Here is a 25,819-nt window from a genome sequence, read left to right as displayed (position 1 = left end):
AATCCGATTAGCGCGAATACAATTCGACGATCAGGCTTTCGTTGATGTCGCCGGCGATATCGCTACGTTCCGGCATCTGCTTGAACGTACCTTCGAATTTCTTCGCATCGACCGCAACCCAGCTCGCAATGCCGCTTTGCTCGGCAAGCGAGAGCGCTTCGAGAATACGGGCTTGCTTCTTGGCTTGCTCGCGAATGGCCACGACGTCGCCTGCCTTCACTTGCAACGACGGGATGTTCGAGACGACGCCGTTCACCGTGATCGCCTTGTGGCTCACGAGCTGACGTGCTTCAGCGCGCGTCGAGCCGAAGCCCATGCGATAGACGACGTTGTCGAGACGCGACTCGAGCAATTGCAGCAGGTTTTCACCCGTGTTGCCCTTGCGGCGGTCGGCTTCGGCGAAGTAACGGCGGAATTGGCGCTCGAGCACACCGTAGATGCGCTTCACTTTTTGCTTCTCGCGAAGCTGCGTGCCGTAGTCAGACGTACGAGCGCCCGACGTGCGGCCGTGCTGGCCCGGCTTGCTATCGAGCTTGCACTTGTCGGCGAGCGAGCGGCGCGCGCTCTTCAGGAACAGGTCAGTGCCTTCACGGCGAGACAACTTGGCTTTAGGGCCGGTATAGCGTGCCACTTTGCTTTCCTTCTGGTTTAGTCACGCAAACTTGCGTCTGCGCTAGTCCGCTCCCGGTGCGGGGGCGAACGGTGGGCTTAGTCAAACGAACTACGCGCAAACAATGCGCAAATAGCCTGTTGGCGCTGGTGAGCGCCAACAGGCGTCGTACAGGCGCGCGTCTTAGATACGACGGCGCTTCGGCGGACGGCAGCCGTTGTGCGGAACGGGCGTAACGTCGGAGATCGCCGTGATCTTGATGCCAAGACCATGCAGGGCGCGCACCGCCGATTCGCGGCCGGGGCCGGGGCCCTTGATCCGCACTTCGAGGTTCTTGACGCCGTATTCCATCGCCACGCGACCAGCCGATTCAGCCGCAACCTGCGCCGCGAACGGCGTCGATTTGCGCGAACCCTTGAAGCCTTGGCCGCCCGACGTTGCCCAGGCAAGAGCATTGCCTTGACGATCGGTGATCGTGATGATGGTGTTGTTGAACGACGCGTGAACGTGAACCACGCCCTCGGCGACGTTCTTCTTGACCTTCTTGCGAACGCGTTGCGCCGCGGAGTTGTTCGAAGCCTTAGCCATTACGTTTTCCTGTAACTGTCAGTCGCGCTTATTTCTTCAGCGATTGGGCAGCGCGGCGCGGACCCTTGCGCGTACGGGCGTTCGTGCGCGTACGTTGGCCACGCAGGGGCAGACCCTTGCGGTGACGGACGCCACGGTAGCAACCGAGGTCCATCAGACGCTTGATGTTCATCGTCACTTCACGGCGCAGATCGCCTTCGACGACAAACTTGCCGACTTCTTCACGCAGCTTTTCGAGATCAGCGTCCGTCAGGTCCTTGACCTTCTTGTTCACTGCGACGCCAGTCGTTTCGCAAATTTTTTGCGAACGCGTGCGGCCGATCCCGTAGATCGCCGTCAGGCCGATCACGGTGTGCTGGTGGTTCGGGATGTTCACCCCTGCAATACGAGCCATTGTTTTTCCTCAAACAAAAAGCGCAAGCAAAAGCGCGGCGTTCAGCCTTGGCGCTGTTTGTGGCGCGGATCAGAGCTGCAAATCACGCGCACGACACCTTTGCGCTTGATGATCTTGCAATTGCGGCAAATGCGCTTAACCGATGCCATCACTTTCATGATATTACCCTTTTTTCAAATCACTTCGCCCGGAACACGATCCGCGCACGCGACAGATCGTAAGGCGTCAACTCAACCGTCACCTTGTCGCCCGGAAGAATACGGATGTAGTGCATCCGCATCTTCCCGGAAATATGCCCCAACACGACATGACCGTTTTCCAGCTTCACCCGGAAGGTAGCATTGGGCAGGTTTTCGATGACCTCGCCCTGCATCTGGATTACATCGTCTTTGGCCATAAGTCCTTTCAACGCATCGGGATGTTGCCGCCGCCCTTGAAGTTAGCCTTCTTGAGCAACGACTCATACTGTTGCGACATAACGTACGACTGCACCTGCGCCATGAAGTCCATCGTGACGACAACAATGATCAGCAGCGACGTTCCACCAAAATAAAACGGTACGTTCCAGCGCAGCACCAGGAACTCAGGCAGCAAGCAGACGAACACGATGTAGATCGCACCGGCCAGCGTCAGACGCGTGAGGATGCGGTCGATATACCGTGCGGTCTGATCGCCCGGACGGATACCCGGAACGAACGCGCCGCTCTTCTTCAAGTTGTCGGCCGTCTCTCTGCTGTTGAACACCAGCGCGGTGTAGAAGAAGCAGAAGAACACGATCGCCAACGCGTACAGCAATACGTACACAGGCTGACCGGGCTTGAGCGCTTCGGCGACGTTGTGCAGCGTATCGGTGAGCCAGCTGCCGCGCGTGCCCGAGCTGAACCAATTCAGGATCGTTGCCGGGAACAGGATGATCGACGATGCGAAGATCGGCGGAATCACGCCCGACATGTTCAGCTTGAGCGGCAAATGCGACGACTGCCCGCCGTAAATCTTGTTACCGACCTGGCGCTTCGCGTAGTTCACGAGAATCTTGCGCTGACCACGCTCGATAAACACCACGAGATAGGTCACGGCACCGATCAACGCCACCACGACAATCGCCGTGAACGGGTGCATCGAACCCGACTGCACGAGCGAGACGAGCCCGCCCACCGCATTCGGAAAGCCCGCTGCGATGCCGCCGAAGATGATGATCGAAATCCCGTTACCGAGACCGCGTTCCGTGATCTGCTCACCGAGCCACATCAGGAACATCGTGCCCGTCACGAGCGTCACGACCGTCGTCAAGCGAAACACCATGCCCGGATCGATCACGAGACCCGGCTGGTTCTCGAGCGCCACGGCGATACCGAACGCTTGGAACGTCGCCAGCACCACAGTGAAGATCCGCGTGTACTGCGTGATCTTGCGCTGCCCTGCCTGGCCTTCTTTCTTCAGCGCTTCGAGCTGAGGCGACACGATCGCGAGCAGTTGCATGATGATCGACGAGGAGATGTACGGCATGATCCCCAACGCGAAAATCGTGAACCGCGACAGCGCACCACCCGAGAACATGTTGAACATGCCCAGGATGCCGCCCGACTGGCTCTGAAACAGCTTCGCCAACTGATCCGGGTCAATCCCCGGCACCGGAATATGCGCGCCGATGCGATAGACGATCAGCGCCAGGAGCAAGAACATTGCCCGCCGGCGCAGATCGCCGAACTTCGCCGTGCTTCGACCGGTTTTTGCGAGACTCGGGCTGTTAGCCAAGTACCTTCTCCGATGCAAATGCCATTGACGGCAATCGGCTTTTCACGCGATCGAAAGCCAATTACTCGGCGAACGAGCCGCCGGCCGCTTCAATCGCGGCGCGAGCACCCTTCGTCGCACCCAGGCCCTTCACGACGATCTTGCGCGAGATTTCGCCGGTGGCGATGATCTTAGCGCTCTTCGTCAGTTCACCGACGAGGCCGGCTTGCTTCAAAGCGAGCAAGTCGATTTCGTCGACGGGCAGGGCTTGCAGGTCGCCCAGGCGCACTTCACCGACGAATTCCTTCGTCAGCGACGTGAAGCCGCGCTTCGGCAGGCGACGTTGCAGCGGCATTTGACCGCCTTCGAAGCCGACCTTGTGAAAGCCGCCCGAACGCGATTTCTGACCCTTGTGACCACGGCCGGCGGTCTTACCGAGGCCGGAGCCGATACCGCGGCCGACGCGACGCTTAGCGTGCTTGGCGCCCGCGGCGGGCTTCAGATTGTTCAATTCCATATTCAACTCCTCGAGTCCCTGGTCCGCGATTAGCCGACGACCTTAACAAGGTACGAAACCTTGTTGATCATGCCGCGCACGGCAGGCGTGTCTTGCAGTTCGCTGACCGAGTTGAGTCGGCGCAGGCCCAGGCCACGCACCGTGGCACGGTGCGATTCGCGGGTCCCAATCAGGCTCTTGACGAGCTGAACCTTGACAGTTTTATCAGACATGGTGACCACCTAGGCATTAGCCCAAAATTTCTTCGACCGACTTGCCGCGCTTCGCTGCGATGTCGCCGGGCGTCGACTGCTTGCGCAGACCGTCGAGCGTGGCACGCACGAGGTTGTACGGGTTCGTCGAACCGTGGCTCTTCGCAACGACGTTTTGCACGCCCATCACGTCGAACACCGCGCGCATCGGGCCGCCGGCGATCACGCCGGTACCGTCCTTAGCCGGAGCCAGCATAACAACCGACGCGCCATGCTTGCCGTGCACTTCGTGCTGCAACGTACCGTTCTTGAGCGGCACCTTGAACATGTTGCGGCGGGCTTGTTCCATTGCCTTTTGCACGGCAACGGGCACTTCCTTCGCTTTGCCCTTGCCCATGCCGACGCGGCCGTCACCATCGCCAACCACGGTGAGTGCGGCGAAGCCGAGAATCCGGCCACCCTTCACCACCTTGGTCACGCGGTTGACCGAGATCATTTTTTCGCGAAGGCCGTCGTCGCGTTCGTCAGCCTGAACTTTCGCTTGCATCTTTGCCATGACGAATTCCTTCCCTTAGAACTTGAGCCCGGCTTCGCGCGCCGCATCGGCCAGCGCTTTCACGCGGCCGTGGTAGCGAAAGCCCGAGCGATCGAAGGCGACGGATTCGACGCCGGCAGCCTTGGCTTTTTCAGCGATACGCTTGCCGATCAGCGTGGCGGCAGCGATGTTGCCACCCTTGCCCGATTGGTCGGCCAGTTGCGCACGCACTTCAGGTTCGAGCGTCGACGCGCTGGCGAGCACCTTGGTGCCGCAGGGCGAGAACACTTGTGCATAGATATGCGTGTTCGTGCGATGCACAGCAAGGCGCGCGACCTGCAATTCGGCGATCTTGATACGCGTCTGACGAGCGCGGCGCAGGCGAGATTGAGTCTTATCCATGTTTGCGCACCCTTACTTCTTCTTCGTTTCTTTGAGGATCACCACCTCGTCGGCGTAGCGCACACCCTTGCCCTTATAGGGCTCAGGCGGGCGATAGCCGCGCACTTCGGCAGCGACTTGGCCGACTTTCTGCTTGTCGATCCCCTTGATCACGATTTCCGTTTGCGACGGGGTTTCAGCCTTCACGCCTTCCGGCATCTGGTGCACCACAGGGTGCGAGAAACCCAGCGACAGGTTCAGCTTGTCGCCTTGCGCTTGCGCACGATAACCCACGCCGACGAGGGTGAGCTTGCGCTCGAAACCCTTCGTCGCGCCGTGCACCATGTTCGCGACGATCGCGCGCATCGTGCCCGACATCGCATTCGCTTCGCGGCTTTCGTCTACCGGCTCGAACTTCAGGACGGCACCGTCGACAACGATGTTCACCAGCTTGTTCAGCGGCTGCGAAATCGTGCCGAGCGAGCCCTTCACCGTGATCAGGCCGCCATCGACCTTCACTTCGGCGCCGGAAAGCGCGACCGGGCTTTTACCTACTCGAGACATGTTTCTTCTCCTCTTTCGGCGTTAAGCGACGTAGCAGATGACTTCGCCGCCGACGCCATTGGCGCGGGCCTTGCGGTCGGTCATCACACCCTTGGGCGTCGAAACGATCGCGACGCCGAGGCCATTCATGACCTGCGGGATGTCGTTGCGACCGCGGTACACGCGCAGACCCGGCTTCGAAACGCGCTCGAGGCGCTCGATGACCGGACGGCCAGCGTAGTACTTCAACGCGATGTTCAATTCCGACTTCGCGCCTTCCGACTTCACTGCGAAGTCGTCGATATAACCTTCATCCTTCAGGACCTGCGCAATCGCAACCTTGACCTTGGACGAGGGCATCGCCACCGTAACCTTCTCGACCATCTGCGCGTTGCGGATGCGAGTCAGCATATCGGCGATAGGATCACTCATGCTCATTTATGTTTCTCCTATTACCAGCTCGCCTTGGTCAGGCCGGGGATCTCGCCGCGGAATGCGATTTCGCGAATCTTGTTACGCGCAAGTCCGAACTTGCGGAACGTGCCACGCGGACGACCCGTGATTGCACAGCGGTTACGCTTGCGGGTCGGGTTTGCGTTACGGGGCAGTTGTTGCAGCTCGAGGCGAGCTGCATAGCGCTCTTCTTCCGACTTCGATTGGTCGTCGATGATCGCCTTCAGCGCTTCACGCTTCGGGGCGAACTTCGCCGCCAGGCGGGCGCGCTTCTTTTCACGTTCGATCAGTGCCAGTTTAGCCACGGTAACCTCAGTTTCTGAACGGGAACTTGAAGCTGGCGAGCAGTGCCTTGGCTTCTTCGTCGCTCTTCGCGGTCGTCGTGATGCTGATGTTCAGCCCACGCAGCGCGTCGATTTTGTCGTAGTCGATTTCGGGGAAAATGATCTGCTCTTTCACACCGATGTTGTAGTTGCCGCGACCGTCGAACGCCCGACCCGACACACCACGGAAGTCACGCACGCGCGGCAAAGCCACCGTCACGAAACGATCCAGGAATTCGTACATCGCTTGACCACGCAGCGTGACCATCGCACCGATCGGGTAGCCTTGACGGATCTTGAAGCCCGCGATTGCCTTGCGAGCCTTCGTCACGACCGGCTTTTGACCCGCGATCTTCGTCAGATCGCCCACGGCGTTTTCGATGATCTTCTTGTCAGCGACGGCTTCGCCAAGACCCATGTTCAGGGTGATCTTGGTGATGCGCGGCACTTCCATGACCGACTTGTAGCCAAACTTCTCGATAAGGCCAGGAACGACCTTCTCTTTGTAAAACTCTTGCAAACGAGCCATTTTTTATACTCCGCAGCGTCAGGCGCTCAGCACGGCACCGGTCGTCTTCAGGAAGCGCACCTTCTTGCCGTCCTCGACCTTAATGCCCACACGCGAGGCTTTGCCGTTCGCGTCGACGACCGCGACGTTCGAAATGTGCAGCGGCATCGTCTTCGCTTCCACGCCACCCGTCGTACCCTTCATCGGGTTCGGCTTGACGTGCTTCTTAACGAGGTTGATGCCTTCCACCGTCACTCGATCTTCACCGACGGCCAGCACCACACCACGCTTGCCCTTATCCTTGCCGGTGATGACGACGACTTCGTCACCCTTGCGAATCTTATTCATCGCGACTCCTTACAGCACTTCCGGCGCGAGCGAAACGATCTTCATGAACCGTTCGCTACGCAACTCACGCGTGACCGGCCCGAAGATGCGGGTGCCGATGGGCTCGAGCTTGGTATTCAACAAGACGGCTGCATTGCCGTCGAACTTGATCAGCGAGCCGTCTTGGCGACGAACGCCCTTGGCGGTGCGAACCACCACGGCGTTGTAGATTTCGCCTTTCTTCACGCGCCCGCGCGGCGTTGCCTCTTTGACGCTCACCTTGATGATGTCGCCGATGTTGGCATAACGACGCTTCGAGCCGCCGAGCACCTTGATGCACATGACTTCACGTGCACCCGTGTTGTCGGCCACTTCAAGCCGAGATTCGGTCTGGATCATGGTTTATCTTTCCCAACTTAATCCGCCTGCACCACCATGGTTCAGCCGGTCAGTCTTGGTCCCGTCAGCCAATCGGCTGCTTGGGTTAGAACAGCAGCGACGGCAACGAAACCGCCATCGCAATCGAGTGATTCCTACGGAGCGAGCTGGCGCCCTTCCGCTTCCCCTCTATGATGCTCCGAAACGGATCCCATAAAGAGGGAAGACCGAGATTATATCAAATAACCTCGGTCTTGCAAGCGAAATCTACAGCGATTTCAACGACTTCTACTACGCTACGCAGTTAGATCACACGCGCAGCTTCGACAAGGCGGGACACGGTCCAGGCTTTCGTCTTCGAGATCGGACGCGTTTCCTGGATTTCGACGAGGTCGCCCTCGTTGTACGTGTTCGCGTCGTCATGCGCGTGGTACTTCTTCGAACGTACGACGTACTTGCCGTAGATCGGGTGCTTCACGCGATGCTCGACGAGCACGGTAACCGTCTTGTCCATCTTGTTGCTGACGACCTTGCCGATCAGCGTCCGCTTGAGCGAGGTTTTTACGCTATCGTTCATTTCTGGTTCGCCTTCTCAGTCAGGACGGTCCGCACACGAGCGATGTCGCGACGAACCTTCTTCAGCTGGCTCGTGTTCGTGAGCTGCTGCGTCGCGAGTTGCATGCGCAGGCCGAATTGCGCTTTCAACAGGTCCGTCAGCTCTTTGTTGAGCGCGGCCGTGTCTTTTTGGTGAAGTTCAGACGCCTTCATCGTTTGCTCCTTAAGCGCCGAGCTGACGAACGATGAACGTCGTCTTCAGCGGCAGCTTAGCAGCTGCCAGACGGAACGCTTCACGTGCCAGTTCTTCGGATACGCCATCCATTTCGTACAGCATCTTGCCCGGCTGGATCTCGGCGACGTAGTACTCGGGATTACCCTTACCGTTACCCATCCGCACTTCAGCCGGCTTTTGCGAGATCGGCTTGTCCGGGAAAATGCGAATCCAGATGCGGCCACCGCGCTTGATGTGACGCGTCATTGCACGACGCGCCGCTTCGATTTGACGCGCGGTCAAACGGCCGCGACCGATAGCCTTCAGGCCGAATTCACCGAACGACACTGCGTTGCCGCGCGTCGCGATACCGGTGTTACGACCCTTCTGCTCTTTGCGATACTTCCTGCGTTTCGGTTGCAGCATCGTTATTCTCCAGTCTTGCCGTCACCGCCGGCGCCACCGCGACGCGGTGCACCACGGCGAGCACCTGCGGGCGCACCACCTTCACCGTCGCGACGGGGACGGCGATCGCCCGGGCGCGCGTTGCGGCGCGGACGCTTTTCTTCCGGCGCTTCTTCGACGACCGGCGCATCGTTGCGGCCCAGCGTGTCGCCCTTGTAGACCCACACCTTCACGCCGATGATGCCGTACGTCGTCTTCGCTTCCGACGTTGCGTAGTCAATATCGGCACGCAGCGTGTGAAGGGGCACGCGACCTTCGCGATACCACTCCGTACGTGCGATCTCGATACCGTTCAAACGGCCGGCGCTCATGATCTTGATGCCTTGCGCGCCCAGACGCATCGCGTTTTGCATTGCACGCTTCATCGCGCGGCGGAACATGATCCGGCGCTCGAGCTGTTGCGTGATCGAATCGGCGATCAGTTGCGCATCGGTTTCCGGCTTGCGGATTTCCTCGATGTTCACGTGCACGGGCACGCCCATGCGCTTTTGCAACTCGGACTTCAGGAGTTCGATGTCCTCGCCCTTCTTGCCGATCACGACACCAGGACGCGAGCTGTAAATCGTGATGCGCGCGTTTTTCGCCGGACGCTCGATAACGACGCGGCCGACCGAAGCGTTCTTCAGCTTCTTCTTCAGGTATTCACGAACACCGATGTCTTCCTGGAGCATCGCCGCGAAATTGTTGTTGCTTGCGTACCAACGCGAAGCCCAATTGCGGCTGACGGCCAGACGGAAGCCAGTCGGATGAATTTTCTGTCCCATCGTATGACCCCTTAATTCCCGACCGTCACAGTGATGTGACAGGATTGCTTCTCGATGCGGTTGCCGCGGCCCTTAGCGCGCGCGGTGAACCGCTTCAGCGAGGCAGCCTTGTCGACATAGATGCTCTTGATCTTGAGCTCGTCGATGTCGGCGCCCTCGTTGTGCTCCGCATTCGCGATCGCCGACAGCACGACCTTCTTCACGATGCCAGCCGCTTTCTTCGGCGAGAACGTCAGGACGTTCAGCGCCTTGTCGACCGGCAAACCGCGGATCTGGTCAGCCACAAGGCGCGTTTTCTGCGCCGAGATGCGGGCACCGCGATGAATTGCTTTCACTTCCATCTTGATAGCCCCTTATTTCTTGGCCTTCTTGTCGGCCGCGTGACCCTTGAACGTACGGGTCAATGCGAACTCGCCAAGCTTGTGGCCGACCATGTTTTCCGAGATGTACACCGGAACGTGTTGACGGCCGTTGTGAACGGCGATCGTCAGGCCGATGAAATCCGGGAGGATCGTCGAGCGACGCGACCAGGTCTTGATCGGCTTTTTGTCGCGCGAAGCTGCAGCCGCCTCAACTTTCTTCAGCAAATGGGCGTCGCAGAACGGACCTTTTTTAACAGAACGTGCCATTGCCTACTCCTTAACGCTTGTGACGGCGCTGGACGATCATCGTCGTCGTGCGCTTGTTGCGACGGGTGCGATAGCCCTTCGTCTGCTGGCCCCACGGGCTCACCGGATGGCGACCGGCAGCAGTACGGCCTTCACCACCACCGTGCGGGTGATCGACCGGGTTCATCGCCACACCACGCACCGTCGGGCGGATACCGCGCCAGCGGTTCGCACCGGCCTTACCGATTTGGCGCAGGCTGTGTTCTTCGTTGCCCACTTCGCCGATCGTCGCGCGGCACTCGATATGCACGCGGCGGATTTCGCCCGAACGCAGACGAACCTGCGCGTACGTGCCTTCACGTGCCAGCAGCATGGCCGACGTACCGGCCGAACGCGCCATTTGCGCGCCCTTGCCCGGCAACATCTCGATGCAGTGGATCGTCGTACCGACCGGGATGTTGCGGATCGGCAGCGTGTTGCCTGCGCGAATCGGCGCTTCGGAACCCGACATCAGCGTTTGACCGACCGTCATGCCCTTCGACGCGATGATGTAGCGACGTTCGCCGTCTGCGTACAGCACCAGCGCGATGTTGGCGCTACGGTTCGGGTCGTACTCGAGACGCTCGACCTTCGCCGGAATGCCGTCCTTCGTACGACGGAAATCGATGACGCGATAGTGTTGCTTGTGACCACCGCCTTGATGGCGCGTGGTGACGTGACCGTTGTTGTTACGGCCGGCGGCCTTGCTCTGCGGCTCGAGCAGCGCTGCGTGCGGCTTGCCCTTATGCAGATCCTTGTTGACCACCTTGACCATCGCGCGGCGACCCGGCGAGGTCGGTTTAACTTTCACGATTGCCATGATTACTTGGCCTCCGCTTCAAAGTTGATTTCCTGGCCGGGCTTCAAGCAGACGTACGCCTTCTTCACGTCCTTGCGCTTGCCCATGAAACGGCCAAAGCGCTTTGCCTTGCCCTTCATGTTCAGCACGTTGACGGAATCGACTTCCACCTTGAACAGCAGCTCAACGGCGGCCTTCACTTCCTGCTTCGTCGCATCCGGGGCGACTTCGAACACGACCTGCTCGTTCTTGTCGGCCACCAGCGTCGCCTTTTCGGAGATCACCGGCGCGAGCAGGACCTGCATCAAACGATGATCGTTTTTGCGAATCTCGCTCATGACAGCAACTCCTCGATCTGGGCGACCGCTGCCTTCGTGATCAGCACTTTCTTGAAGTAGATCAGCGACAACGGATCGGCGTAACGCGGCTCGACAACGGCCACATGGGCCAGGTTGCGCGACGCGAGGTACAGGTTCTCGTCGACCGTATCGGTAATCACCAGCACGGAGTCGAGGCCCATGGCCTTGAATTTTTCAGCCAACAGCTTCGTCTTCGGCGCTTCGAGAACGATGTCATCGACAACCGACAGACGGCCTTCACGGGCGAGCTGCGAGAAGATCGAGCAGAGGCCTGCGCGATGCATCTTCTTGTTGACCTTGTGCGAGAAGTTCTCTTCGGGCGAGTTCGGGAAAATCCGACCACCGCCACGCCACAACGGGCTGGACGACATACCGGCACGAGCGCGGCCCGTACCCTTCTGACGCCACGGCTTCTTCGTCGTGTGCTTGACTTGCTCGCGATCCTTTTGTGCGCGGTTGCCGCTACGGGCATTGGCTTGATAAGCCACCACGACTTGGTGAATCAGCGCTTCGTTGTAATCACGGCCGAACACGACGTCCGACGCGTTGACGCCTGCGCCTTCTTGACCGTTAGCATTGAGGAGCTTCAGTTCCATTATTTCGCTCCTTTCGCGGCACGCGTCTTCACTGCCGGCGTCACGAAAACTTTGCCACCCTTCGCGCCAGGCACTGCACCCTTAACGAGCAGCAGCTTGCGATCGGCGTCGATACGAGCGATTTCGAGGTTTTGCACCGTGACGGTCTCGTCACCCATGTGACCCGTCATGCGCTTGCCGGGGAACACGCGACCCGGATCTTGCGCCATACCGATCGAACCCGGGACGTTGTGCGAACGCGAGTTACCGTGCGAGGCACGGCCCGAGCTGAAGTTGTAGCGCTTGATCGTGCCGGCGTAGCCCTTACCGATCGACACGCCTTGCACGTCAATCTTTTGGCCGACTTCGAACAGGTCGACACCGATCACGGCGCCGGCGGACAGCTCGGCAGCCTTTGCGGCATCGATCTTGAATTCCTTGAGAATTTCACCGGCTTGTACGCCGGCTTTGGCGAGGTGACCTGCCAGCGGCTTCGTCACGCGCGAGGGACGGCGCGTACCGAATGCCACCTGAACGGCGGTGTAGCCATCCGTTTCAACGGTCTTGATCTGCGCCACGCGGTTGTCGGACACGTCCAGCACGGTAACGGGAATCGAGTCCCCATCCGCCGTGAAGATACGGGTCATGCCAACCTTGCGACCTACGAGTCCAAGGCTCATCGTTTTCTCCATTCCCGACTGCGATTGGCCGGGGCTAATTTACAAAATGCCGGTACCAGGAGGCTCGTTTCGCAACGTGCCGCTAGGCTTTTTACGGCCGTTTGTGCCGCATCGCCGCGCACGAACTGACACCGACTTTTTACGCAAATACGCGAAAAGCCTTGCATTATAGCGAGGCTTTCCGTTTTTCGCAAGCAATCAAAGACTTACCGCCACGCCCCGGAGGCCGTGGCGGCGCAAACCTTATTGCAGCTTGATTTCCACGTCCACGCCGGCCGGAAGATCCAGCTTCATCAGCGCGTCGACGGTCTTATCCGTCGGGTCGACGATGTCCATCAGGCGTTGGTGCGTACGGATTTCGAGCTGATCGCGCGACGTCTTGTTGACGTGCGGCGAACGCAGGATGTCGAAGCGTTGAATGCGGGTCGGCAGGGGTACCGGACCGCGAACGATCGCACCAGTCCGCTTCGCCGTGTCGACGATTTCGGCTGCCGATTGATCGATCAGACGATAGTCGAATGCTTTGAGGCGAATGCGGATTTTCTGGTTTTGCATGACGATTCCTTCGAAAGAGCGAGGCAGCTTTGCGCCGCCGAATTAGGAAAAGAACGTGGATTCGAGTACCCCGCCAAGGGACGGTGCGCGCGAACCCGGGCACGTTTTACTGCGGTACTGCGGTGCTGCGGTGCTGCACACGCGGCTCGCGGCGACCAAGGCCGCGCGAGCCGCGAAACCATCTATTTTACTCGATGATCTTCGCAACGACACCTGCGCCGACGGTACGGCCGCCTTCGCGGATAGCGAAGCGCAGACCTTCTTCCATGGCGATCGGGGCGATCAGCTTCACCGTGATCGACACGTTGTCGCCCGGCATCACCATTTCCTTGTCCTTCGGCAACTCGATCGAGCCCGTCACGTCCGTCGTACGGAAGTAGAACTGCGGACGGTAGTTGTTGAAGAACGGCGTGTGACGACCGCCTTCGTCCTTGCTCAGCACGTACACTTCAGCCGTGAAGTGCGTGTGCGGCGTGATCGAACCCGGCTTGGCCAACACTTGGCCGCGCTCCACGTCTTCGCGCTTCGTGCCGCGCAGCAAGATACCGACGTTGTCGCCTGCTTGACCTTGGTCCAGCAGCTTGCGGAACATTTCCACGCCCGTGCAGGTCGTCTTCACCGTCGGCTTGATACCGACGATTTCGATTTCTTCGCCGACCTTCACCACGCCACGCTCCACGCGGCCCGTCACCACCGTGCCGCGACCCGAGATCGAGAACACGTCTTCCACCGGCATCAGGAACGCACCGTCGATCGCGCGCTCCGGCGTCGGGATGTACGTGTCCAGCGCGTCGGCCAGGTTCATGATCGCCACTTCACCGAGTTCGCCCTTGTCGCCTTCCAGCGCCAGCTTGGCCGAACCCTTGATGATCGGCGTGTCGTCGCCCGGGAAGTCGTACTTCGAGAGCAGTTCGCGCACTTCCATTTCGACGAGCTCGAGCAGTTCGGCGTCGTCCACCATGTCGCACTTGTTCAGGAACACGATGATGTACGGAACGCCAACCTGACGTGCCAACAGGATGTGCTCACGCGTTTGCGGCATCGGGCCGTCAGCGGCCGAGCACACCAGGATTGCGCCGTCCATCTGCGCCGCGCCCGTGATCATGTTCTTCACGTAGTCGGCGTGGCCCGGGCAGTCAACGTGTGCGTAGTGGCGGTTCGCCGTTTCGTACTCGATGTGTGCCGTGTTGATCGTGATGCCACGTGCCTTTTCTTCCGGCGCCGCGTCGATTTCGTCGTACTTCTTCGCTTCGCCGCCGAACTTCGCCGACAACACCGTTGCGATAGCTGCCGTCAGCGTCGTCTTGCCGTGGTCAACGTGACCGATCGTGCCGACGTTCACGTGCGGCTTAGTCCGTTCGAATTTACCTTTAGCCATGATTCTCTTCTTTCAAAAAGTAGTCGATGAAAAAGCCGGGTGGCTTACTTCGCTTTCGCGCTGATGATCGCATCCGCGACATTGCGCGGCGCTTCGGCGTAATGCTTGAACTCCATCGTGTACGTCGCACGGCCTTGCGAGAGCGAACGCAGCGACGTGGAGTAGCCGAACATTTCCGACAGCGGCACTTCGGCGCGAACGATCTTGCCGCCGCCGACCATGTCTTCCATGCCCTGGACGATACCGCGACGGCCCGACAAGTCGCCCATCACGTTGCCCATGTAGTCTTCCGGCGTTTCCACTTCCACGGCCATCATCGGTTCGAGGATGACCGGGCTCGCACGGCGCATTGCTTCCTTAAAGGCCATCGAACCGGCCATACGGAACGCGTTTTCGTTCGAGTCCACATCGTGGTACGAACCGAACGTCAGGTGCACCTTCACGTCCACGACCGGGAAGCCTGCCAGAACACCGCTCTTGAGCGTGTCCGCGATACCCTTGTCGACCGCCGGGATGTATTCGCGAGGAATGACACCGCCCTTGATCTCGTCGAGGAACTCGTAGCCCTTGCCTTGCTCGTTCGGCTCGAGCGTGATGACCGCGTGACCGTATTGGCCGCGACCGCCCGACTGCTTGACGAACTTGCCTTCGACATCGACAGCCTTCGCGCGGATCGTTTCGCGATACGCGACTTGCGGCTTGCCGACCGTCGCCTCCACGCCGAATTCGCGCTTCATGCGATCGACCAGAATTTCGAGGTGCAGCTCACCCATGCCCGAGATGATGGTTTGACCCGATTCTTCGTCCGTTTGAACGCGGAACGACGGATCTTCCTGGGCCAGACGATTGAGCGCGAGGCCCATCTTTTCCTGGTCCGGCTTCGTCTTCGGCTCGACGGCCTGCGAAATCACCGGCTCCGGGAAAATCATGCGCTCGAGCACGATCGGGTTCTGCGGATCGCACAGCGTGTCGCCCGTCGTCGCTTCCTTCAGGCCCACGGCAGCGGCGATGTCACCCGCGCGCACTTCCTTGATTTCTTCGCGCTGGTTCGCGTGCATCTGGAGAATACGGCCCAGACGCTCCTTCTTGTCCTTCGTCGAGTTCAAAACGGTGTCACCCGAATTGACCACGCCCGAATAGACGCGGAAGAAGATCAACTGACCGACGAACGGATCCGTCATGATCTTGAACGCGAGTGCCGCGAACTTCTCTTCGTCCGACGCCTTGCGCTCGGCCGATTCGCCGTTTTCCAACTCGCCCTTGACCGGGGGGATGTCCACCGGCGACGGCAAGAAGTCGATCACGGCGTCGAGCATACGCTGCACGCCCTTGTTCTTGAACGCGGTGCCGCACAGCATCGGCTGGATTTCGCAAGCGATCGTACGGTCGCGCAGCGCCTTGACGATTTCCGCTTCGGACAGCTCTTCGCCGCCGAGGTACTTTTCCATCAACTCTTCGCTGGCTTCGGCAGCCGACTCGATCATCTTCTCGCGCCACTCGTTGCACGTATCCACGAGTTCAGCGGGGATGTCGACGTAGTCGAACTTCGTGCCTTGCGACGCTTCGTCCCAAATGATCGCCTTCATCTTCAGCAGATCGACGACGCCCTTGAAGGTCTCTTCCGAGCCGATCGGCACCACGACGGGCACCGGGTTCGCCTTCAGACGCGTCTTCAGCTGGTCGTAGACCTTGAAGAAGTTCGCGCCGGTACGGTCCATCTTGTTGACGAACGCGAGACGGGGCACCTTGTACTTGTTCGCTTGGCGCCACACCGTTTCCGACTGCGGCTGCACGCCGCCCACGGCGCAGTAGACCATGCACGCGCCGTCGAGCACGCGCATCGAGCGCTCGACTTCGATCGTGAAGTCGACGTGGCCCGGCGTGTCGATGATGTTGATGCGGTGTTCCGGATAGTTGCCGCCCATGCCCTTCCAGAAGGCCGTCGTGGCAGCCGACGTAATGGTAATGCCGCGCTCTTGCTCTTGCTCCATCCAGTCCATCGTCGCTGCACCGTCGTGCACTTCGCCGATCTTATGGTTCACACCGGTATAGAACAGGATGCGCTCGGTCGTCGTCGTTTTGCCGGCGTCGATGTGAGCGCTAATACCGATGTTGCGGTAGCGCTCGATAGGTGTCTTACGAGCCACTTTGATCCTCTATGGGGATAGCACGAAGGTTTCGATTGTCTTCGCGCTCTAACACAAACGGGCGAGGCGCTTTATAAGCGCACCCGCCCGGAATTTTTTCCGCTACAGCCCTAAATCTAGGCTTAGAAACGGAAATGCGAGAACGCCTTGTTGGCTTCCGCCATCCGGTGCACTTCGTCGCGCTTCTTCATCGCGCCGCCGCGGCCTTCCGCGGCTTCTTGCAACTCACCGGCCAGACGCAGAGCCATCGACTTCTCGCTGCGCTTCTTCGCGGCCTCGCGCAACCAACGCATCGCCAATGCCATACGACGCGACGGACGCACTTCAACCGGAACCTGGTAGTTCGCCCCACCAACACGGCGGCTCTTCACTTCCACCACCGGCTTGACGTTGTTGAGGGCCACCGTGAACACTTCCAGCGGGTCCTTGCCACCCTTGGTCTGGATCTGTTCGAAAGCGCCATAAACGATACGCTCGGCCACCGACTTCTTGCCCGAGAGCATCAGCACGTTCATGAACTTAGCTACATCAACGTTACCGAACTTCGGATCCGGCAACACTTCCCGCTTGGGAACTTCGCGACGACGCGGCATGTTTCTTCCTTTGACTTTTCAGTTGGAGCTCGATCAGGAGCCCCGCGGCCACCAACTAACCCGATCCATCTTGACGACTAACCAGCTTGGCCGGGTGACCACTTACTCGACAGCACCGGTGATTCCGGCACCACCGCCTAAACTACCTGCACAGACGAACGAGTCGTCTGCTTACTTACCCGCCTTAGCGCGCTTCGCACCGTACTTCGAGCGAGCTTGCTTACGATCCTTGACGCCTTGCGTATCCAGCGAGCCGCGGACCATGTGGTAACGCACACCCGGCAAGTCCTTCACACGGCCGCCGCGAATCAGCACGACCGAGTGCTCTTGCAGGTTGTGGCCTTCACCACCGATGTACGAAATAACTTCGAAGCCGTTCGTCAGACGAACCTTGGCAACCTTACGGAGTGCCGAGTTAGGCTTCTTAGGCGTCGTCGTGTACACACGCGTGCACACGCCGCGACGCTGGGGGCAGTCCTGCAAGGCCGGGCTCTTGCTCTTCGTCGTTTCCGACGCGCGGCCTTTGCGAACCAGTTGATTGATGGTTGGCATTGTGTATTCCCGAAATTGATAAAAACGCCGCACCGCCTGCCGGGCAAAGCGGCCCGCGGTGCGTGTCAAGCATTCCTGCCCGACCTTCGGCTGGGTTCGTTCACATGTGACACACGTAAGCGCACCCCCGGCCAAAGAGCCAAGAACAGGAACCCGGCATGATATTGCAAAAAGGTCAAGAGCGTCAATAGGTTGCGCGGATCGGCGCAGATGGTGCGCGGCCCGCCTCTACGGACGGGCTCCCGGCGTATCGCGTGATAAAAGGGTAGGGATACGGGACGCGGGCGGACACCGGCCACTAGCAGACGTTGCGTCGACGTCAGTTGAAGGCGGAATCAGTCCGCCCCAACCACCTCGAGCAGTTCATCCCCGAACCGTTCGAGCTTACGGGCCCCGATACCTGGTATATGCCGCAGATCGTCGATCGTATCGGGTGCCGACCGCGCGATCTCGGCTAGCGTGGCGTCGTGAAAAATCACATAAGCCGGTACGCCATCGCTCTTGGCCGTATCGGTGCGCCATGCGCGCAGCCGATCCCAGCGCGCACGCTCGCGCGGACCCATGCCGAGCGTCGGGTCGGCTCGCTCACCCGTGCGTGACGAGGCTTGGCGAGAACGCGTGGGCTTCACGTACCGGCGCAACGTGACGTTTTGCTCCCCCTTGAGCACCGGTTTGCTGGCCTCGGTCAGCACGAATGCCCCATAGCCGTCGTGATCCACCGTCAGATAACCGTAGGCGACCAGTTGACGAAATACGCCGCGCCACTCGGGCTCCGAGAGGCTCGCGCCGATCGCGAACGTGCTCAACGTATCGTGACCTCGCTCGCGCACTTTCTCGGTTCGATTGCCGCGCAGGATGTCGATCAGATGCCCGGCCCCGAAATGGAAGCCGCTCGCCCGATGCGCACGGAAAACGCAAGAAAGCGCCATCTGCGCCTCGCGCGTCGCATCCCAGGTCTCGGGCGGCTCCAAACAGGTGTCGCAATTGCCGCAAGCCGTGCTCGTTTCGCCGAAATAAGAAAGCAGACGCACGCGCCGGCACGCGGCCGTCTCGCACAAGCCGAGGAGCGCATCGAGCTTGCTCGTCTGCACGCGCTTGTGCGTTTCGTCCGCTTCCGATTCGTCGATCATCTTGCGCTGCTGCACGACGTCGCCAAGGCCATAGGCCATCCAAGCGTTCGCGGGCAAGCCGTCGCGGCCCGCGCGCCCCGTCTCCTGGTAATAGCCCTCGACGCTCTTGGGCAAATCGAGGTGCGCGACGAAGCGCACATCGGGCTTGTCGATGCCCATGCCGAACGCAATCGTCGCGCAAATGACGATACCCTCTTCGCGCTGAAAGATTTCTTGGTGGCGCTGCCGCGTTTCGAAATCCATTCCGGCGTGATAGGGCAGCGCTCGTAGCCCCTGCGCCTTCAGCCAATCGGCCGTCTCCTCGACCTTGCGGCGAGAAAGACAATAAATGACGCCGGCATCGGTCGTACCGTCGTCGTTCGTATGTTCGGAGCGGATGAAGTCGAGCAATTGCGCGCGCGCATTGTCTTTCTCGACGATGCGATAGCGTATGTTCGGCCGGTCGAAGCTCGACACGAATACGCGCGCTTCGTCGAGCGCGAGCCGATGGACGATCTCGTCGCGCGTGATCGCATCGGCGGTCGCCGTGAGGGCAATACGCGGCACCGCCGGAAAGCGTTCGTGCAACACCGACAGCTGAATGTATTCCGGGCGAAAATCGTGGCCCCATTGCGATACGCAATGCGCCTCGTCGATCGCAAATAGCCCGATCGGCGCGCGCTCGAGCAAATCGAGGAAGCGCGGCGTCATCAAACGCTCTGGCGCGACATACAGTAGATCGAGTTCGCCGTTGCGCAGCGCGCGCTCGGTCGCCGCCGCCTCCGCACCCGTGAGGGTCGAGTTTAAATACGCGGCGCGCACGCCGAGCTCGGTCATGGCGGCGACCTGATCTTGCATGAGCGCGATCAGCGGCGACACTACGATACCCGCGCCCAGCCCCGCCTCGCGCCGAACCAACGAAGGAATCTGGTAGCACAGCGATTTGCCGCCGCCCGTTGGCATGAGCACCAAGCAATCGCCGCCGCCGGCGACGTGTTCGACAATGTCGCGTTGCTGCCCTCTAAACGCAGGGTAGCCAAAAACTTCGTTGAGAATTTCTAGAGCACGCGACATGTAGGCGATCAGGAGGGCGAACGGCGGATGGTCGCAATTCTACCAACCCCTCCGCCGTTACCGCGCCTTCTTCCCGCTACGTTGGCCATTCTGCCGAGCCGTGAGCCGTGCGCCGCGGCCCGGATGGCTCAGACGGCATCGCCCGTCGATTCGCGCCCGTTACCGCGATTGGCGCGCGAGAGGGTACGCAAAGGGACGGGGGCGGCGTTCTCGTTCGATGCGGCGTTGGTGGGCGTAGTCAACGCGGTGAACGGTGTGTCGCCGCCTCGCTCCACATCACCGCTGCCTCGATTGCTGCTGGTTCGGCTGCCCTCCCTCTTTCCCTTCATCAAGAACATCACCGCCGGCAGGCACAGCAGCGCGATCAGCCCACCGCCTACAAAGTTTTGCATCCACGATGCGCCCGTCTCACCCAAGTGCGACGGCTTGATCGCCGGGTCGGCACCTGCCGTGAGGCCGTACACCGAATAGAAGATCGACGTACGCGGCACCCCTTCCGTCGCGAACGTTTCCAGTGCTTTGCCCCCACCGGGCCACCCGATCGGGCCGAGCGAGATGTCCAGATCCGCCAGCTTGCCGCCGCTCATCGCGTTGTTCAATACGCGGTTCGTGAACTGATCCGCGAATTCGCCGGCGAAATTGGCAGTCACATAGGAGGCAAGCGAGGCGAAGCCGCTATGCAGCGTAACCGCCTCCTTCGTGTTCGGATCGGTGCTGTTGTTGTGCATCGCGTCGACCAACCCCGCCCCGGACAGACCCGTAAAACTTTGGATGCTGTTCACGAGCATCTGGTTGGCGGCGTAGAACATGGAATCGACGGCTTGCACGGCAAGCGGATTCGCTTTGTCTTTCGGAGCATTGTCGCTAAGCGGCATCAAGAGATTGACCGTATCGCGTCCGCCCGAATAAGCGAAGGTCTTCACAAGGCTCGGGACCAGATCCTTAAGCGTGCCCGTCGATGCCGCCGTCGCAACGGCGGCCGTCAGCGCCACGACATTCAATGCGCCGCCGCCGTAGGTCATCGGTGTTGCAACGCCCTGTTGATGTTGGTACAGCATCGACATCACGTTGGCTAGAATCACCGCCCCATACAAACTGCCCGCGATCGCCGTCTTCGCCTCGGGGCTGGCGTGCGTCGCCGTCAGCAATGCTTCGACGCCCGCACCGACCGCTTCACGCAGCGCTGTCGTCAGCGCAACCGCAACGAATTGCTGCCCGCCTGTTTTCAGCACGTTGCGCCCCCACGTCTCGAGACTCGATCTTTGTGTGCCGGAGACTGGCGTTCCGCGCGTTTCGGCCCCGATGACCGTGCCCGGCGTATCGTCGCCGCCGCTTTGCTCGATAGCGTTGTGCACCGATTCGCTTCCATCGTGCACATCGATGCGGGTTTCCTCCGTCGTCGGCACTGGGGTCCGAGCGATCACGTCGCGCAAGGCAACGCCGGCCTCGTGTTCTTCGCTTCTTGCGATACGCAGCGCATCTTCCGCTTGGCTCGCTTCCAGTTCGGCCCGGGTTGCATCCTCGTTCGCCGTACGGGCTTTGTTCTGCGCTTCGCCTTGCTTCGTCACGGCATCTTGCGCTTTGCCTTTCGCCGCGTTCAGCGCGGCGCGCAACGGCACGACGTCTTGCGCGAGCTTTTGCGCTTGCGCCCGCGCCGCCGTGGCCTCACCGCGAATCGAGCTGGCCGTTTTCTCCAACGCGTCGGCGCTCGTTTTCGCACTGCCCGCTGCCTCGTTCGCGGTCCTCGCGTGATCGCCGGCCGCGTTTGCCTTGGCACGCAGGTCCTCCGCCTCGGCGCGCTGGGTTTGCGCGTCGGCCTTAAAGGTCTGGGCTTGCTTGGCCGCGGCTTCGGCGGCCGCCTTCGCCTCCTGAGCCGCCGTTTCCGCCTTGGATGCGCGCTCCTGCGCTTGCCGCGCCGCGAGCTGCGCGGCAGGCTTGTCTTTCTCCGACGCTTTGGCCTCCGCCTGGGCGAGACCATCTGCATCCGCGCGCAGTGTCTTTGCCTCGTCTCGCGCGTCATCCGCAGCACGTGCTTTTGCGGTTGCGTTCTGCTGTGCCTCGTCCGCGTGGCTCTCGGCGCCGTCCGCCTCGCCTTCCTTCCGAGTTGCTGCCAATTGCGCAACGGTGGCCGCTTCGTCGGCCTGTTTCGCTTCGTCGCCTTTCACTTGCGCCTGCTTTCGCGCAGCCCCGGCATCCGCCTCGGCGTCGGTTGCAGCGGTCTCTTTCTGCGAAGCCAGACGGTCGGCCCCGCGCGCCGCCGAGTCCGCGTCGTTGAATCGGCTTTCGCAGGCGGCGACCTCGCGCTGCGCCACGTCCGTCCGCTCCGCGGCGACACGCGCTTGTTCGTTCGCCTCGGAAGCGGCCCCTTTCAGTTCTTCGGCATTCGTTCTCTTCGTGCCGGCTTGCGCATGCAGGTCTTCGGCGACGCGCGATTTCTCCGACAAATGCGCGCGGGCATTTTGAATCTCCTCGGTGTCCGGCACATCCTGCAAGATCTCGATACGATCGCTGCTCGATGAGGAGGCTCGCGCGGCGGCTTCGAATACCTGCCGGACGCCTTGCATCGTCGCATTCACACGGTGAAAATGCTGCTGCAAGTTTTGCGTCGGATCGGTCGCATCGATCGGTGCCTCTTCGCCGATCGACGCCATAAAGCTCTCCACGGCGACCCGGATCTCGCCGTCCGACTGCGTTTGGATGCCCGGCGTCGTCGACATCGACGGCGCATGCCTTTGCGGCACCGCCAGCGTATTGCTCAGCGGCACCCCTGTCCCTCGCCGCACGGTGCCGCTGGCGTTCGCGCTCACTTGTGCGGACCCGCGAGAAGACAAGACATTGCTCAACGGATGGCTTTGCGGGCGGGTCGACGAAGTCGGAGCCTGCGATGTCGGTAGGTTAGTTGTCTGCGGTGTTTCCAGTTCGTGGGAGCCGTCCGTCGCCCCTGTGGGTACGCCATTGATTTCGCTCATCGTCTTACGCCTCCTTCGGGCTTCGTGTCTTTGCCAATAGGTTGGCTTTTATGATTGGCCACGAAAATCGGCATCGCCTGAAAAACCCGAAGCGGCGCGTCGCAAAACGAACGCGGCAAACACGCGGACGACGATCGACATGCCGATGTCATCCGATACCGGCCGCTATCTGCGGTGCCGGCAAGGCCCTAACGGAGCAGGTAATCCACCGGTTGAGGGACCGGGGGCAAATCGCGACGGCCGAGCGTTTCGAGCAACGTCGCCTCGATACCCTGGCACAGCGCATCGAGCGGTAGATCGTTCGGTTGGGTGCCGAACGGATCTTCGATCTCGGCGCTCAACGCCTCGAGCGCAAAGAACGTGTACGCGACGAAGCCGACCACGACGGGCGTCATCGCACCGACGGAGAGCGCGAGTCCAAACGGCAGGAGCAGACAGTAGAGGTACACGGTGCGGTGAATGATGACCGCGTAGGTGAACGGGATCGGGGTGTTCGCAATGCGCTCGCAGCCGCCGAGCGCGTCGCAGAGCCGGCCCATCGGCACTTCGATGGCTTGCGCGAGCGGATCGCTAAGCGCGCCGCCGCGTCGCCGCTCGCGCAGCCACTCCGCCGTCATCACGAGCAGCATCGCCGGCACATATCGCCGTCCCCGCAGCCGCGCACAGTCCTCGTGCGAAAGCAAGCGCTCCAGATCGGCGCTCGGGTCGGTGCCGCGCAGCTGGTGGCGCAACGTATGAGCGAACGCAATCAATCGGTTGACGAAGGCCGGTGCGTCCGAGTCGGACTCGACGAGCGTCAGCGCTTGGCGTGCGAGCGTGCGCGTATCGTTGAGCACCGAGCCCCATAGCATGCGAGCCTCCCAGTAGCGCGCGTAGCTCGTATTGTTGCGAAACCCGAGGAAGATGGCGAGCGTAAGGCCGATCAGCGAGAACGGCACGAAGGTCAAATGAACGACCCCGACGACGATCGAGTTGCGAAAGATCGTCACGACGGTCGCAAGACCGATCGTCAGCACGAGTTGCGGGAGGATGTCGAGAATAACGGAGCCGCGCATGACGAACATCATGCGCAGCCAATTCGAGTAAGGGCGAACGATCATTGCGAGCCAATCGATGGATGGTTCAGGGCATCGGCGCGCGCGAATGCACTTCGCTAAGCCCTTGGAATCCCATTCCCCGAGGGTCGATGCGCCGACGGAGGCAGTGTATGCCCTTACGCTTCGCGAACGCTAACGCTCGTTACGACTCGCCCTCGCCGTCGATCACGCTACGCGAAACATCGATACCGATCGCTTCAAATCGTCGGCTTGAGATTCGAGCGAACTCGCGGCTGCCGCGGCCTGTTCCACGAGCGCCGCGTTTTGCTGCGTGACCGAGTCCATTTGCGTGACGGCTTGGCCGACTTGGCCGATCCCCTTGCTCTGCTCGGCCGACGCCGCGGCTATCTCGCCCATGATGTCGGTGACGCGCTGTACCGATTGCATGATCTCGCCCATCGTCGTGCCCGCTACGTTGACATACTCCGCGCCGGCGCGCGCACGATCGACCGAATCTTGAATGAGCGTCTTGATCTCCTTAGACGCCGACGACGAGCGCTGCGCGAGCGAGCGCACTTCCGAGGCCACCACGGCGAAGCCGCGGCCCTGCTCGCCCGCGCGCGCCGCCTCGACCGCCGCGTTCAGCGCGAGGATGTTCGTCTGGAACGCGATGCCTTCAATGATGCCGACGATGTCGGCGATCTTGTCCGAGCTTGCATGGATGCCGTTCATCGTGTCCACGACTTGCGCAACCACGCTGCTACCTCGTTCGGCCACTTGTACGGCCTGCGCCGCAACCTGGCTCGCTTGCCGCGCGTTGTCGGCATTCTGATTGACCGTCGAGGTGAGCTCCTCCATGCTTGAGGCGGTTTCCTGCAAGGACGCGGCTTGCTCCTCCGTGCGCTGCGAGAGATCCTGATTTCCAGCGGCGATTTGGCTCGTCGCCGAAGCGATCGACTCGGCAGCCCCCTTGATCGACCCGATCGTGCCGGCAAGCTGCTCTTTCATGCGCTTCATCGAATAGAGCAGGCTCGTGCGGTCGTTCGGCGCGGTGCGCACGACGACGGTCAAATCGTTGTCGGCGATGCGCTCGGCAATCTCGGCCGCGTAGGCCGGCTCGCCGCCGAGCGAGCGCAAAATCCCGCGATTGAGCACAACCACCACCGCACTCAGCAGCGTGCCGAGCACGGCCAAGACGCCTAAGCTTTGAAGAAGCGTCGCATGAAATGCGGCATCGATGTCGTCGATATACACGCCCGTCATGAAAATCCAATCCCAGGGCGCGTAGCTGTCGTTGTAGGAAATCTTGGGGAACGGGCCTGGCGCATTCGGCTTCGCGAACGAGTAGTACGTGAAGCCGTGGCCTTCTCGCTTGATTTGATCGACCACGTCGCGGTACAGCGCGATGCCGTTCGGATCCTTGAACTCGCTCATGTCCTTGCCTTCGAGCTCTCGCTTGATCGGATGCATGAGCACGACGCGTTGCGAATCGAGGATCGTGAAGTAGCCGCCCGAGCCGCCGTAGCGCATGTTGCGGATGGCTTCCAGCGCATCTTTCTTCGCATCGTCGACGGACAGCTTGCCCGCCGTCGCCTGATCGGCGTATGTCTTCACGAGCGACATCGCGAGCTCGGTCGCATGCGTCAGGTCGGCTTTGCGCTCCTCAAGGCGAATTTCGCGGGTGCGATAGGCATCCAGCGCGGTCAATCCGACGAAACAAATCAGGCTCAGCACGAGCGGTAGCCAAAGCTTCTGCGAGAACGACAACTTCATGACGGGTCCACCTCCTTGGAGGGGCCTCGGGCTGCGAATGCAGGTTGCTCGCGCTTCTTCGACCCCGACCTAGAATTACGGCGAGCTTTCGT

35 protein-coding genes are annotated in these 25,819 nt (G+C 60.7%); all 35 read right to left on the bottom strand.

Annotation, left to right across the window (positions count from 1 at the left end):
* Positions 1-7: 7 nt before the first annotated feature.
* A complete protein-coding gene (gene rpsD / locus AB1286_RS13725; protein WP_430363780.1) occupies positions 8-631 on the bottom strand; it encodes a 30S ribosomal protein S4 in 624 nt (207 codons plus the stop codon).
* A 162-nt stretch (positions 632-793) separates the two neighbouring features.
* Positions 794-1,198, bottom strand: coding sequence for a 30S ribosomal protein S11 (gene rpsK, locus AB1286_RS13720; protein ID WP_006052224.1), 405 nt, complete (start codon positions 1,196-1,198; stop codon positions 794-796).
* Between the two features lie 28 nt (positions 1,199-1,226).
* Complete coding sequence (rpsM, locus tag AB1286_RS13715; RefSeq protein WP_430363779.1) at positions 1,227-1,592, bottom strand: 30S ribosomal protein S13; 366 nt, start codon at positions 1,590-1,592, stop codon at positions 1,227-1,229.
* A gap of 41 nt (positions 1,593-1,633) precedes the next feature.
* Complete coding sequence (gene rpmJ / locus AB1286_RS13710) at positions 1,634-1,750, bottom strand: 50S ribosomal protein L36 (protein WP_004199844.1); 117 nt, start codon at positions 1,748-1,750, stop codon at positions 1,634-1,636.
* Between the two features lie 20 nt (positions 1,751-1,770).
* Positions 1,771-1,989, bottom strand: a complete 219-nt coding sequence (gene infA, locus AB1286_RS13705; protein ID WP_004521905.1) for a translation initiation factor IF-1 — start codon at positions 1,987-1,989, stop codon at positions 1,771-1,773.
* Between the two features lie 8 nt (positions 1,990-1,997).
* Entirely contained in the window at positions 1,998-3,347 is a 1,350-nt protein-coding gene (gene secY / locus AB1286_RS13700; protein WP_102645120.1) for a preprotein translocase subunit SecY, read from the bottom strand.
* Between the two features lie 61 nt (positions 3,348-3,408).
* Positions 3,409-3,843 (bottom strand): 50S ribosomal protein L15, encoded by a 435-nt coding sequence (gene rplO, locus AB1286_RS13695; protein WP_102611082.1) that lies wholly within the window; start codon positions 3,841-3,843, stop codon positions 3,409-3,411.
* A 29-nt stretch (positions 3,844-3,872) separates the two neighbouring features.
* Entirely contained in the window at positions 3,873-4,055 is a 183-nt protein-coding gene (rpmD, locus tag AB1286_RS13690; protein WP_430363778.1) for a 50S ribosomal protein L30, read from the bottom strand.
* Between the two features lie 16 nt (positions 4,056-4,071).
* A complete protein-coding gene (gene rpsE, locus AB1286_RS13685) occupies positions 4,072-4,590 on the bottom strand; it encodes a 30S ribosomal protein S5 (RefSeq protein WP_430363777.1) in 519 nt (172 codons plus the stop codon).
* Positions 4,591-4,605: 15 nt separating this feature from the next.
* Positions 4,606-4,971, bottom strand: a complete 366-nt coding sequence (gene rplR / locus AB1286_RS13680) for a 50S ribosomal protein L18 (protein WP_430363776.1) — start codon at positions 4,969-4,971, stop codon at positions 4,606-4,608.
* A 12-nt stretch (positions 4,972-4,983) separates the two neighbouring features.
* Complete coding sequence (gene rplF / locus AB1286_RS13675; protein ID WP_430363775.1) at positions 4,984-5,514, bottom strand: 50S ribosomal protein L6; 531 nt, start codon at positions 5,512-5,514, stop codon at positions 4,984-4,986.
* A 21-nt stretch (positions 5,515-5,535) separates the two neighbouring features.
* On the bottom strand, positions 5,536-5,931 hold the full coding sequence (gene rpsH / locus AB1286_RS13670) for a 30S ribosomal protein S8 (RefSeq protein WP_430363774.1): 396 nt from the start codon (positions 5,929-5,931) through the stop codon (positions 5,536-5,538).
* Positions 5,932-5,945: 14 nt separating this feature from the next.
* The gene (gene rpsN, locus AB1286_RS13665) at positions 5,946-6,251 is read right to left on the bottom strand and encodes a 30S ribosomal protein S14 (RefSeq protein ID WP_085228311.1); all 306 of its coding nucleotides are present in this window, start codon (positions 6,249-6,251) and stop codon (positions 5,946-5,948) included.
* Positions 6,252-6,258: 7 nt separating this feature from the next.
* Positions 6,259-6,798, bottom strand: coding sequence for a 50S ribosomal protein L5 (gene rplE, locus AB1286_RS13660; protein WP_430363773.1), 540 nt, complete (start codon positions 6,796-6,798; stop codon positions 6,259-6,261).
* An 18-nt stretch (positions 6,799-6,816) separates the two neighbouring features.
* Complete coding sequence (gene rplX / locus AB1286_RS13655; RefSeq protein ID WP_430363772.1) at positions 6,817-7,125, bottom strand: 50S ribosomal protein L24; 309 nt, start codon at positions 7,123-7,125, stop codon at positions 6,817-6,819.
* 9 nt (positions 7,126-7,134) lie between these two features.
* Positions 7,135-7,503, bottom strand: coding sequence for a 50S ribosomal protein L14 (gene rplN / locus AB1286_RS13650; RefSeq protein ID WP_102645112.1), 369 nt, complete (start codon positions 7,501-7,503; stop codon positions 7,135-7,137).
* A 283-nt stretch (positions 7,504-7,786) separates the two neighbouring features.
* Entirely contained in the window at positions 7,787-8,059 is a 273-nt protein-coding gene (gene rpsQ, locus AB1286_RS13645; protein WP_102645111.1) for a 30S ribosomal protein S17, read from the bottom strand.
* The gene (gene rpmC, locus AB1286_RS13640) at positions 8,056-8,250 is read right to left on the bottom strand and encodes a 50S ribosomal protein L29 (protein ID WP_102645110.1); all 195 of its coding nucleotides are present in this window, start codon (positions 8,248-8,250) and stop codon (positions 8,056-8,058) included. Before rpmC ends, rpsQ begins: the two co-directional genes overlap by 4 nt.
* 10 nt (positions 8,251-8,260) lie before the next feature.
* Positions 8,261-8,677 carry a 50S ribosomal protein L16 gene (gene rplP / locus AB1286_RS13635; protein WP_102611091.1) on the bottom strand — a complete coding sequence of 139 codons (417 nt, stop codon included), beginning with the start codon at positions 8,675-8,677 and terminating at the stop codon, positions 8,261-8,263.
* A 2-nt stretch (positions 8,678-8,679) separates the two neighbouring features.
* Complete coding sequence (rpsC, locus tag AB1286_RS13630; protein ID WP_430363771.1) at positions 8,680-9,480, bottom strand: 30S ribosomal protein S3; 801 nt, start codon at positions 9,478-9,480, stop codon at positions 8,680-8,682.
* 11 nt (positions 9,481-9,491) lie between these two features.
* Complete coding sequence (rplV, locus tag AB1286_RS13625; protein ID WP_004199272.1) at positions 9,492-9,821, bottom strand: 50S ribosomal protein L22; 330 nt, start codon at positions 9,819-9,821, stop codon at positions 9,492-9,494.
* Between the two features lie 12 nt (positions 9,822-9,833).
* Positions 9,834-10,109, bottom strand: coding sequence for a 30S ribosomal protein S19 (gene rpsS, locus AB1286_RS13620; protein WP_004199273.1), 276 nt, complete (start codon positions 10,107-10,109; stop codon positions 9,834-9,836).
* 10 nt (positions 10,110-10,119) lie between these two features.
* Positions 10,120-10,947, bottom strand: a complete 828-nt coding sequence (rplB, locus tag AB1286_RS13615; protein WP_430363770.1) for a 50S ribosomal protein L2 — start codon at positions 10,945-10,947, stop codon at positions 10,120-10,122.
* 2 nt (positions 10,948-10,949) lie between these two features.
* Complete coding sequence (gene rplW, locus AB1286_RS13610; protein ID WP_207005393.1) at positions 10,950-11,264, bottom strand: 50S ribosomal protein L23; 315 nt, start codon at positions 11,262-11,264, stop codon at positions 10,950-10,952.
* Complete coding sequence (rplD, locus tag AB1286_RS13605) at positions 11,261-11,881, bottom strand: 50S ribosomal protein L4 (protein ID WP_430363769.1); 621 nt, start codon at positions 11,879-11,881, stop codon at positions 11,261-11,263. The genes rplW and rplD overlap by 4 nt, the downstream gene beginning before the upstream one ends.
* Positions 11,881-12,540 carry a 50S ribosomal protein L3 gene (gene rplC / locus AB1286_RS13600; RefSeq protein ID WP_430363768.1) on the bottom strand — a complete coding sequence of 220 codons (660 nt, stop codon included), beginning with the start codon at positions 12,538-12,540 and terminating at the stop codon, positions 11,881-11,883. Before rplC ends, rplD begins: the two co-directional genes overlap by 1 nt.
* A gap of 243 nt (positions 12,541-12,783) precedes the next feature.
* Positions 12,784-13,095, bottom strand: a complete 312-nt coding sequence (gene rpsJ / locus AB1286_RS13595; protein WP_006998489.1) for a 30S ribosomal protein S10 — start codon at positions 13,093-13,095, stop codon at positions 12,784-12,786.
* 187 nt (positions 13,096-13,282) lie between these two features.
* Entirely contained in the window at positions 13,283-14,473 is a 1,191-nt protein-coding gene (gene tuf, locus AB1286_RS13590; protein WP_430363757.1) for an elongation factor Tu, read from the bottom strand.
* 44 nt (positions 14,474-14,517) lie between these two features.
* Positions 14,518-16,620 (bottom strand): elongation factor G, encoded by a 2,103-nt coding sequence (gene fusA, locus AB1286_RS13585; RefSeq protein ID WP_430363767.1) that lies wholly within the window; start codon positions 16,618-16,620, stop codon positions 14,518-14,520.
* 122 nt (positions 16,621-16,742) lie between these two features.
* Positions 16,743-17,213 (bottom strand): 30S ribosomal protein S7, encoded by a 471-nt coding sequence (gene rpsG / locus AB1286_RS13580; RefSeq protein ID WP_008343817.1) that lies wholly within the window; start codon positions 17,211-17,213, stop codon positions 16,743-16,745.
* Positions 17,214-17,384: 171 nt separating this feature from the next.
* Positions 17,385-17,765, bottom strand: coding sequence for a 30S ribosomal protein S12 (rpsL, locus tag AB1286_RS13575; RefSeq protein WP_006998493.1), 381 nt, complete (start codon positions 17,763-17,765; stop codon positions 17,385-17,387).
* A 335-nt stretch (positions 17,766-18,100) separates the two neighbouring features.
* Positions 18,101-19,948: a DNA helicase RecQ gene (gene recQ / locus AB1286_RS13570; protein WP_430363766.1), complete on the bottom strand. Its 1,848-nt coding sequence runs from the start codon at positions 19,946-19,948 to the stop codon at positions 18,101-18,103.
* Between the two features lie 128 nt (positions 19,949-20,076).
* Entirely contained in the window at positions 20,077-22,917 is a 2,841-nt protein-coding gene (locus AB1286_RS13565; RefSeq protein WP_430363765.1) for a hypothetical protein, read from the bottom strand.
* Positions 22,918-23,105: 188 nt separating this feature from the next.
* Complete coding sequence (locus AB1286_RS13560) at positions 23,106-24,017, bottom strand: bestrophin family protein (protein WP_430363764.1); 912 nt, start codon at positions 24,015-24,017, stop codon at positions 23,106-23,108.
* 162 nt (positions 24,018-24,179) lie between these two features.
* A complete protein-coding gene (locus tag AB1286_RS13555) occupies positions 24,180-25,727 on the bottom strand; it encodes a methyl-accepting chemotaxis protein (RefSeq protein WP_430363763.1) in 1,548 nt (515 codons plus the stop codon).
* Positions 25,728-25,819 lie beyond the last annotated feature (92 nt).

Origin of the sequence: Trinickia sp. NRRL B-1857, from assembly GCF_050470685.1 — a bacterium.
In the GTDB taxonomy this organism is placed as follows: Bacteria; Pseudomonadota; Gammaproteobacteria; order Burkholderiales; family Burkholderiaceae; genus Trinickia.
This window is presented reverse-complemented; position numbering and strand designations above follow the sequence as displayed.

What these genes read in the sequence shown, in the direction of transcription:
- recQ (WP_430363766.1), bottom strand. Translation starts at nt 19,948, where the DNA reads ATGTCGCGTGCTCTAGAAATTCTCAACGAAGTTTTTGGCTACCCTGCG.
- rplV (WP_004199272.1), bottom strand. Translation starts at nt 9,821, where the DNA reads ATGGAAGTGAAAGCAATTCATCGCGGTGCCCGCATCTCGGCGCAGAAA.
- rplF (WP_430363775.1), bottom strand. Translation starts at nt 5,514, where the DNA reads ATGTCTCGAGTAGGTAAAAGCCCGGTCGCGCTTTCCGGCGCCGAAGTG.
- rpsS (WP_004199273.1), bottom strand. Translation starts at nt 10,109, where the DNA reads ATGGCACGTTCTGTTAAAAAAGGTCCGTTCTGCGACGCCCATTTGCTG.
- rpsQ (WP_102645111.1), bottom strand. Translation starts at nt 8,059, where the DNA reads ATGAACGATAGCGTAAAAACCTCGCTCAAGCGGACGCTGATCGGCAAG.
- rpsM (WP_430363779.1), bottom strand. Translation starts at nt 1,592, where the DNA reads ATGGCTCGTATTGCAGGGGTGAACATCCCGAACCACCAGCACACCGTG.
- rpsK (WP_006052224.1), bottom strand. Translation starts at nt 1,198, where the DNA reads ATGGCTAAGGCTTCGAACAACTCCGCGGCGCAACGCGTTCGCAAGAAG.
- rpmJ (WP_004199844.1), bottom strand. Translation starts at nt 1,750, where the DNA reads ATGAAAGTGATGGCATCGGTTAAGCGCATTTGCCGCAATTGCAAGATC.
- infA (WP_004521905.1), bottom strand. Translation starts at nt 1,989, where the DNA reads ATGGCCAAAGACGATGTAATCCAGATGCAGGGCGAGGTCATCGAAAAC.
- rpsH (WP_430363774.1), bottom strand. Translation starts at nt 5,931, where the DNA reads ATGAGCATGAGTGATCCTATCGCCGATATGCTGACTCGCATCCGCAAC.
- rplW (WP_207005393.1), bottom strand. Translation starts at nt 11,264, where the DNA reads ATGAGCGAGATTCGCAAAAACGATCATCGTTTGATGCAGGTCCTGCTC.
- AB1286_RS13555 (WP_430363763.1), bottom strand. Translation starts at nt 25,727, where the DNA reads ATGAAGTTGTCGTTCTCGCAGAAGCTTTGGCTACCGCTCGTGCTGAGC.
- rpsJ (WP_006998489.1), bottom strand. Translation starts at nt 13,095, where the DNA reads ATGCAAAACCAGAAAATCCGCATTCGCCTCAAAGCATTCGACTATCGT.
- rplP (WP_102611091.1), bottom strand. Translation starts at nt 8,677, where the DNA reads ATGCTGCAACCGAAACGCAGGAAGTATCGCAAAGAGCAGAAGGGTCGT.
- AB1286_RS13560 (WP_430363764.1), bottom strand. Translation starts at nt 24,017, where the DNA reads ATGATCGTTCGCCCTTACTCGAATTGGCTGCGCATGATGTTCGTCATG.
- rplR (WP_430363776.1), bottom strand. Translation starts at nt 4,971, where the DNA reads ATGGATAAGACTCAATCTCGCCTGCGCCGCGCTCGTCAGACGCGTATC.
- rpsL (WP_006998493.1), bottom strand. Translation starts at nt 17,765, where the DNA reads ATGCCAACCATCAATCAACTGGTTCGCAAAGGCCGCGCGTCGGAAACG.
- AB1286_RS13565 (WP_430363765.1), bottom strand. Translation starts at nt 22,917, where the DNA reads ATGAGCGAAATCAATGGCGTACCCACAGGGGCGACGGACGGCTCCCAC.
- rpmC (WP_102645110.1), bottom strand. Translation starts at nt 8,250, where the DNA reads ATGAAGGCGTCTGAACTTCACCAAAAAGACACGGCCGCGCTCAACAAA.
- rpsG (WP_008343817.1), bottom strand. Translation starts at nt 17,213, where the DNA reads ATGCCGCGTCGTCGCGAAGTTCCCAAGCGGGAAGTGTTGCCGGATCCG.
- rplN (WP_102645112.1), bottom strand. Translation starts at nt 7,503, where the DNA reads ATGATCCAGACCGAATCTCGGCTTGAAGTGGCCGACAACACGGGTGCA.
- rpmD (WP_430363778.1), bottom strand. Translation starts at nt 4,055, where the DNA reads ATGTCTGATAAAACTGTCAAGGTTCAGCTCGTCAAGAGCCTGATTGGG.
- rplB (WP_430363770.1), bottom strand. Translation starts at nt 10,947, where the DNA reads ATGGCAATCGTGAAAGTTAAACCGACCTCGCCGGGTCGCCGCGCGATG.
- rplE (WP_430363773.1), bottom strand. Translation starts at nt 6,798, where the DNA reads ATGGCTCGTTTGCAAGAGTTTTACAAAGAGAAGGTCGTTCCTGGCCTT.
- tuf (WP_430363757.1), bottom strand. Translation starts at nt 14,473, where the DNA reads ATGGCTAAAGGTAAATTCGAACGGACTAAGCCGCACGTGAACGTCGGC.
- rplD (WP_430363769.1), bottom strand. Translation starts at nt 11,881, where the DNA reads ATGGAACTGAAGCTCCTCAATGCTAACGGTCAAGAAGGCGCAGGCGTC.
- rplX (WP_430363772.1), bottom strand. Translation starts at nt 7,125, where the DNA reads ATGAATAAGATTCGCAAGGGTGACGAAGTCGTCGTCATCACCGGCAAG.
- rpsE (WP_430363777.1), bottom strand. Translation starts at nt 4,590, where the DNA reads ATGGCAAAGATGCAAGCGAAAGTTCAGGCTGACGAACGCGACGACGGC.
- rpsC (WP_430363771.1), bottom strand. Translation starts at nt 9,480, where the DNA reads ATGGGACAGAAAATTCATCCGACTGGCTTCCGTCTGGCCGTCAGCCGC.
- rplO (WP_102611082.1), bottom strand. Translation starts at nt 3,843, where the DNA reads ATGGAATTGAACAATCTGAAGCCCGCCGCGGGCGCCAAGCACGCTAAG.
- rplC (WP_430363768.1), bottom strand. Translation starts at nt 12,540, where the DNA reads ATGAGCCTTGGACTCGTAGGTCGCAAGGTTGGCATGACCCGTATCTTC.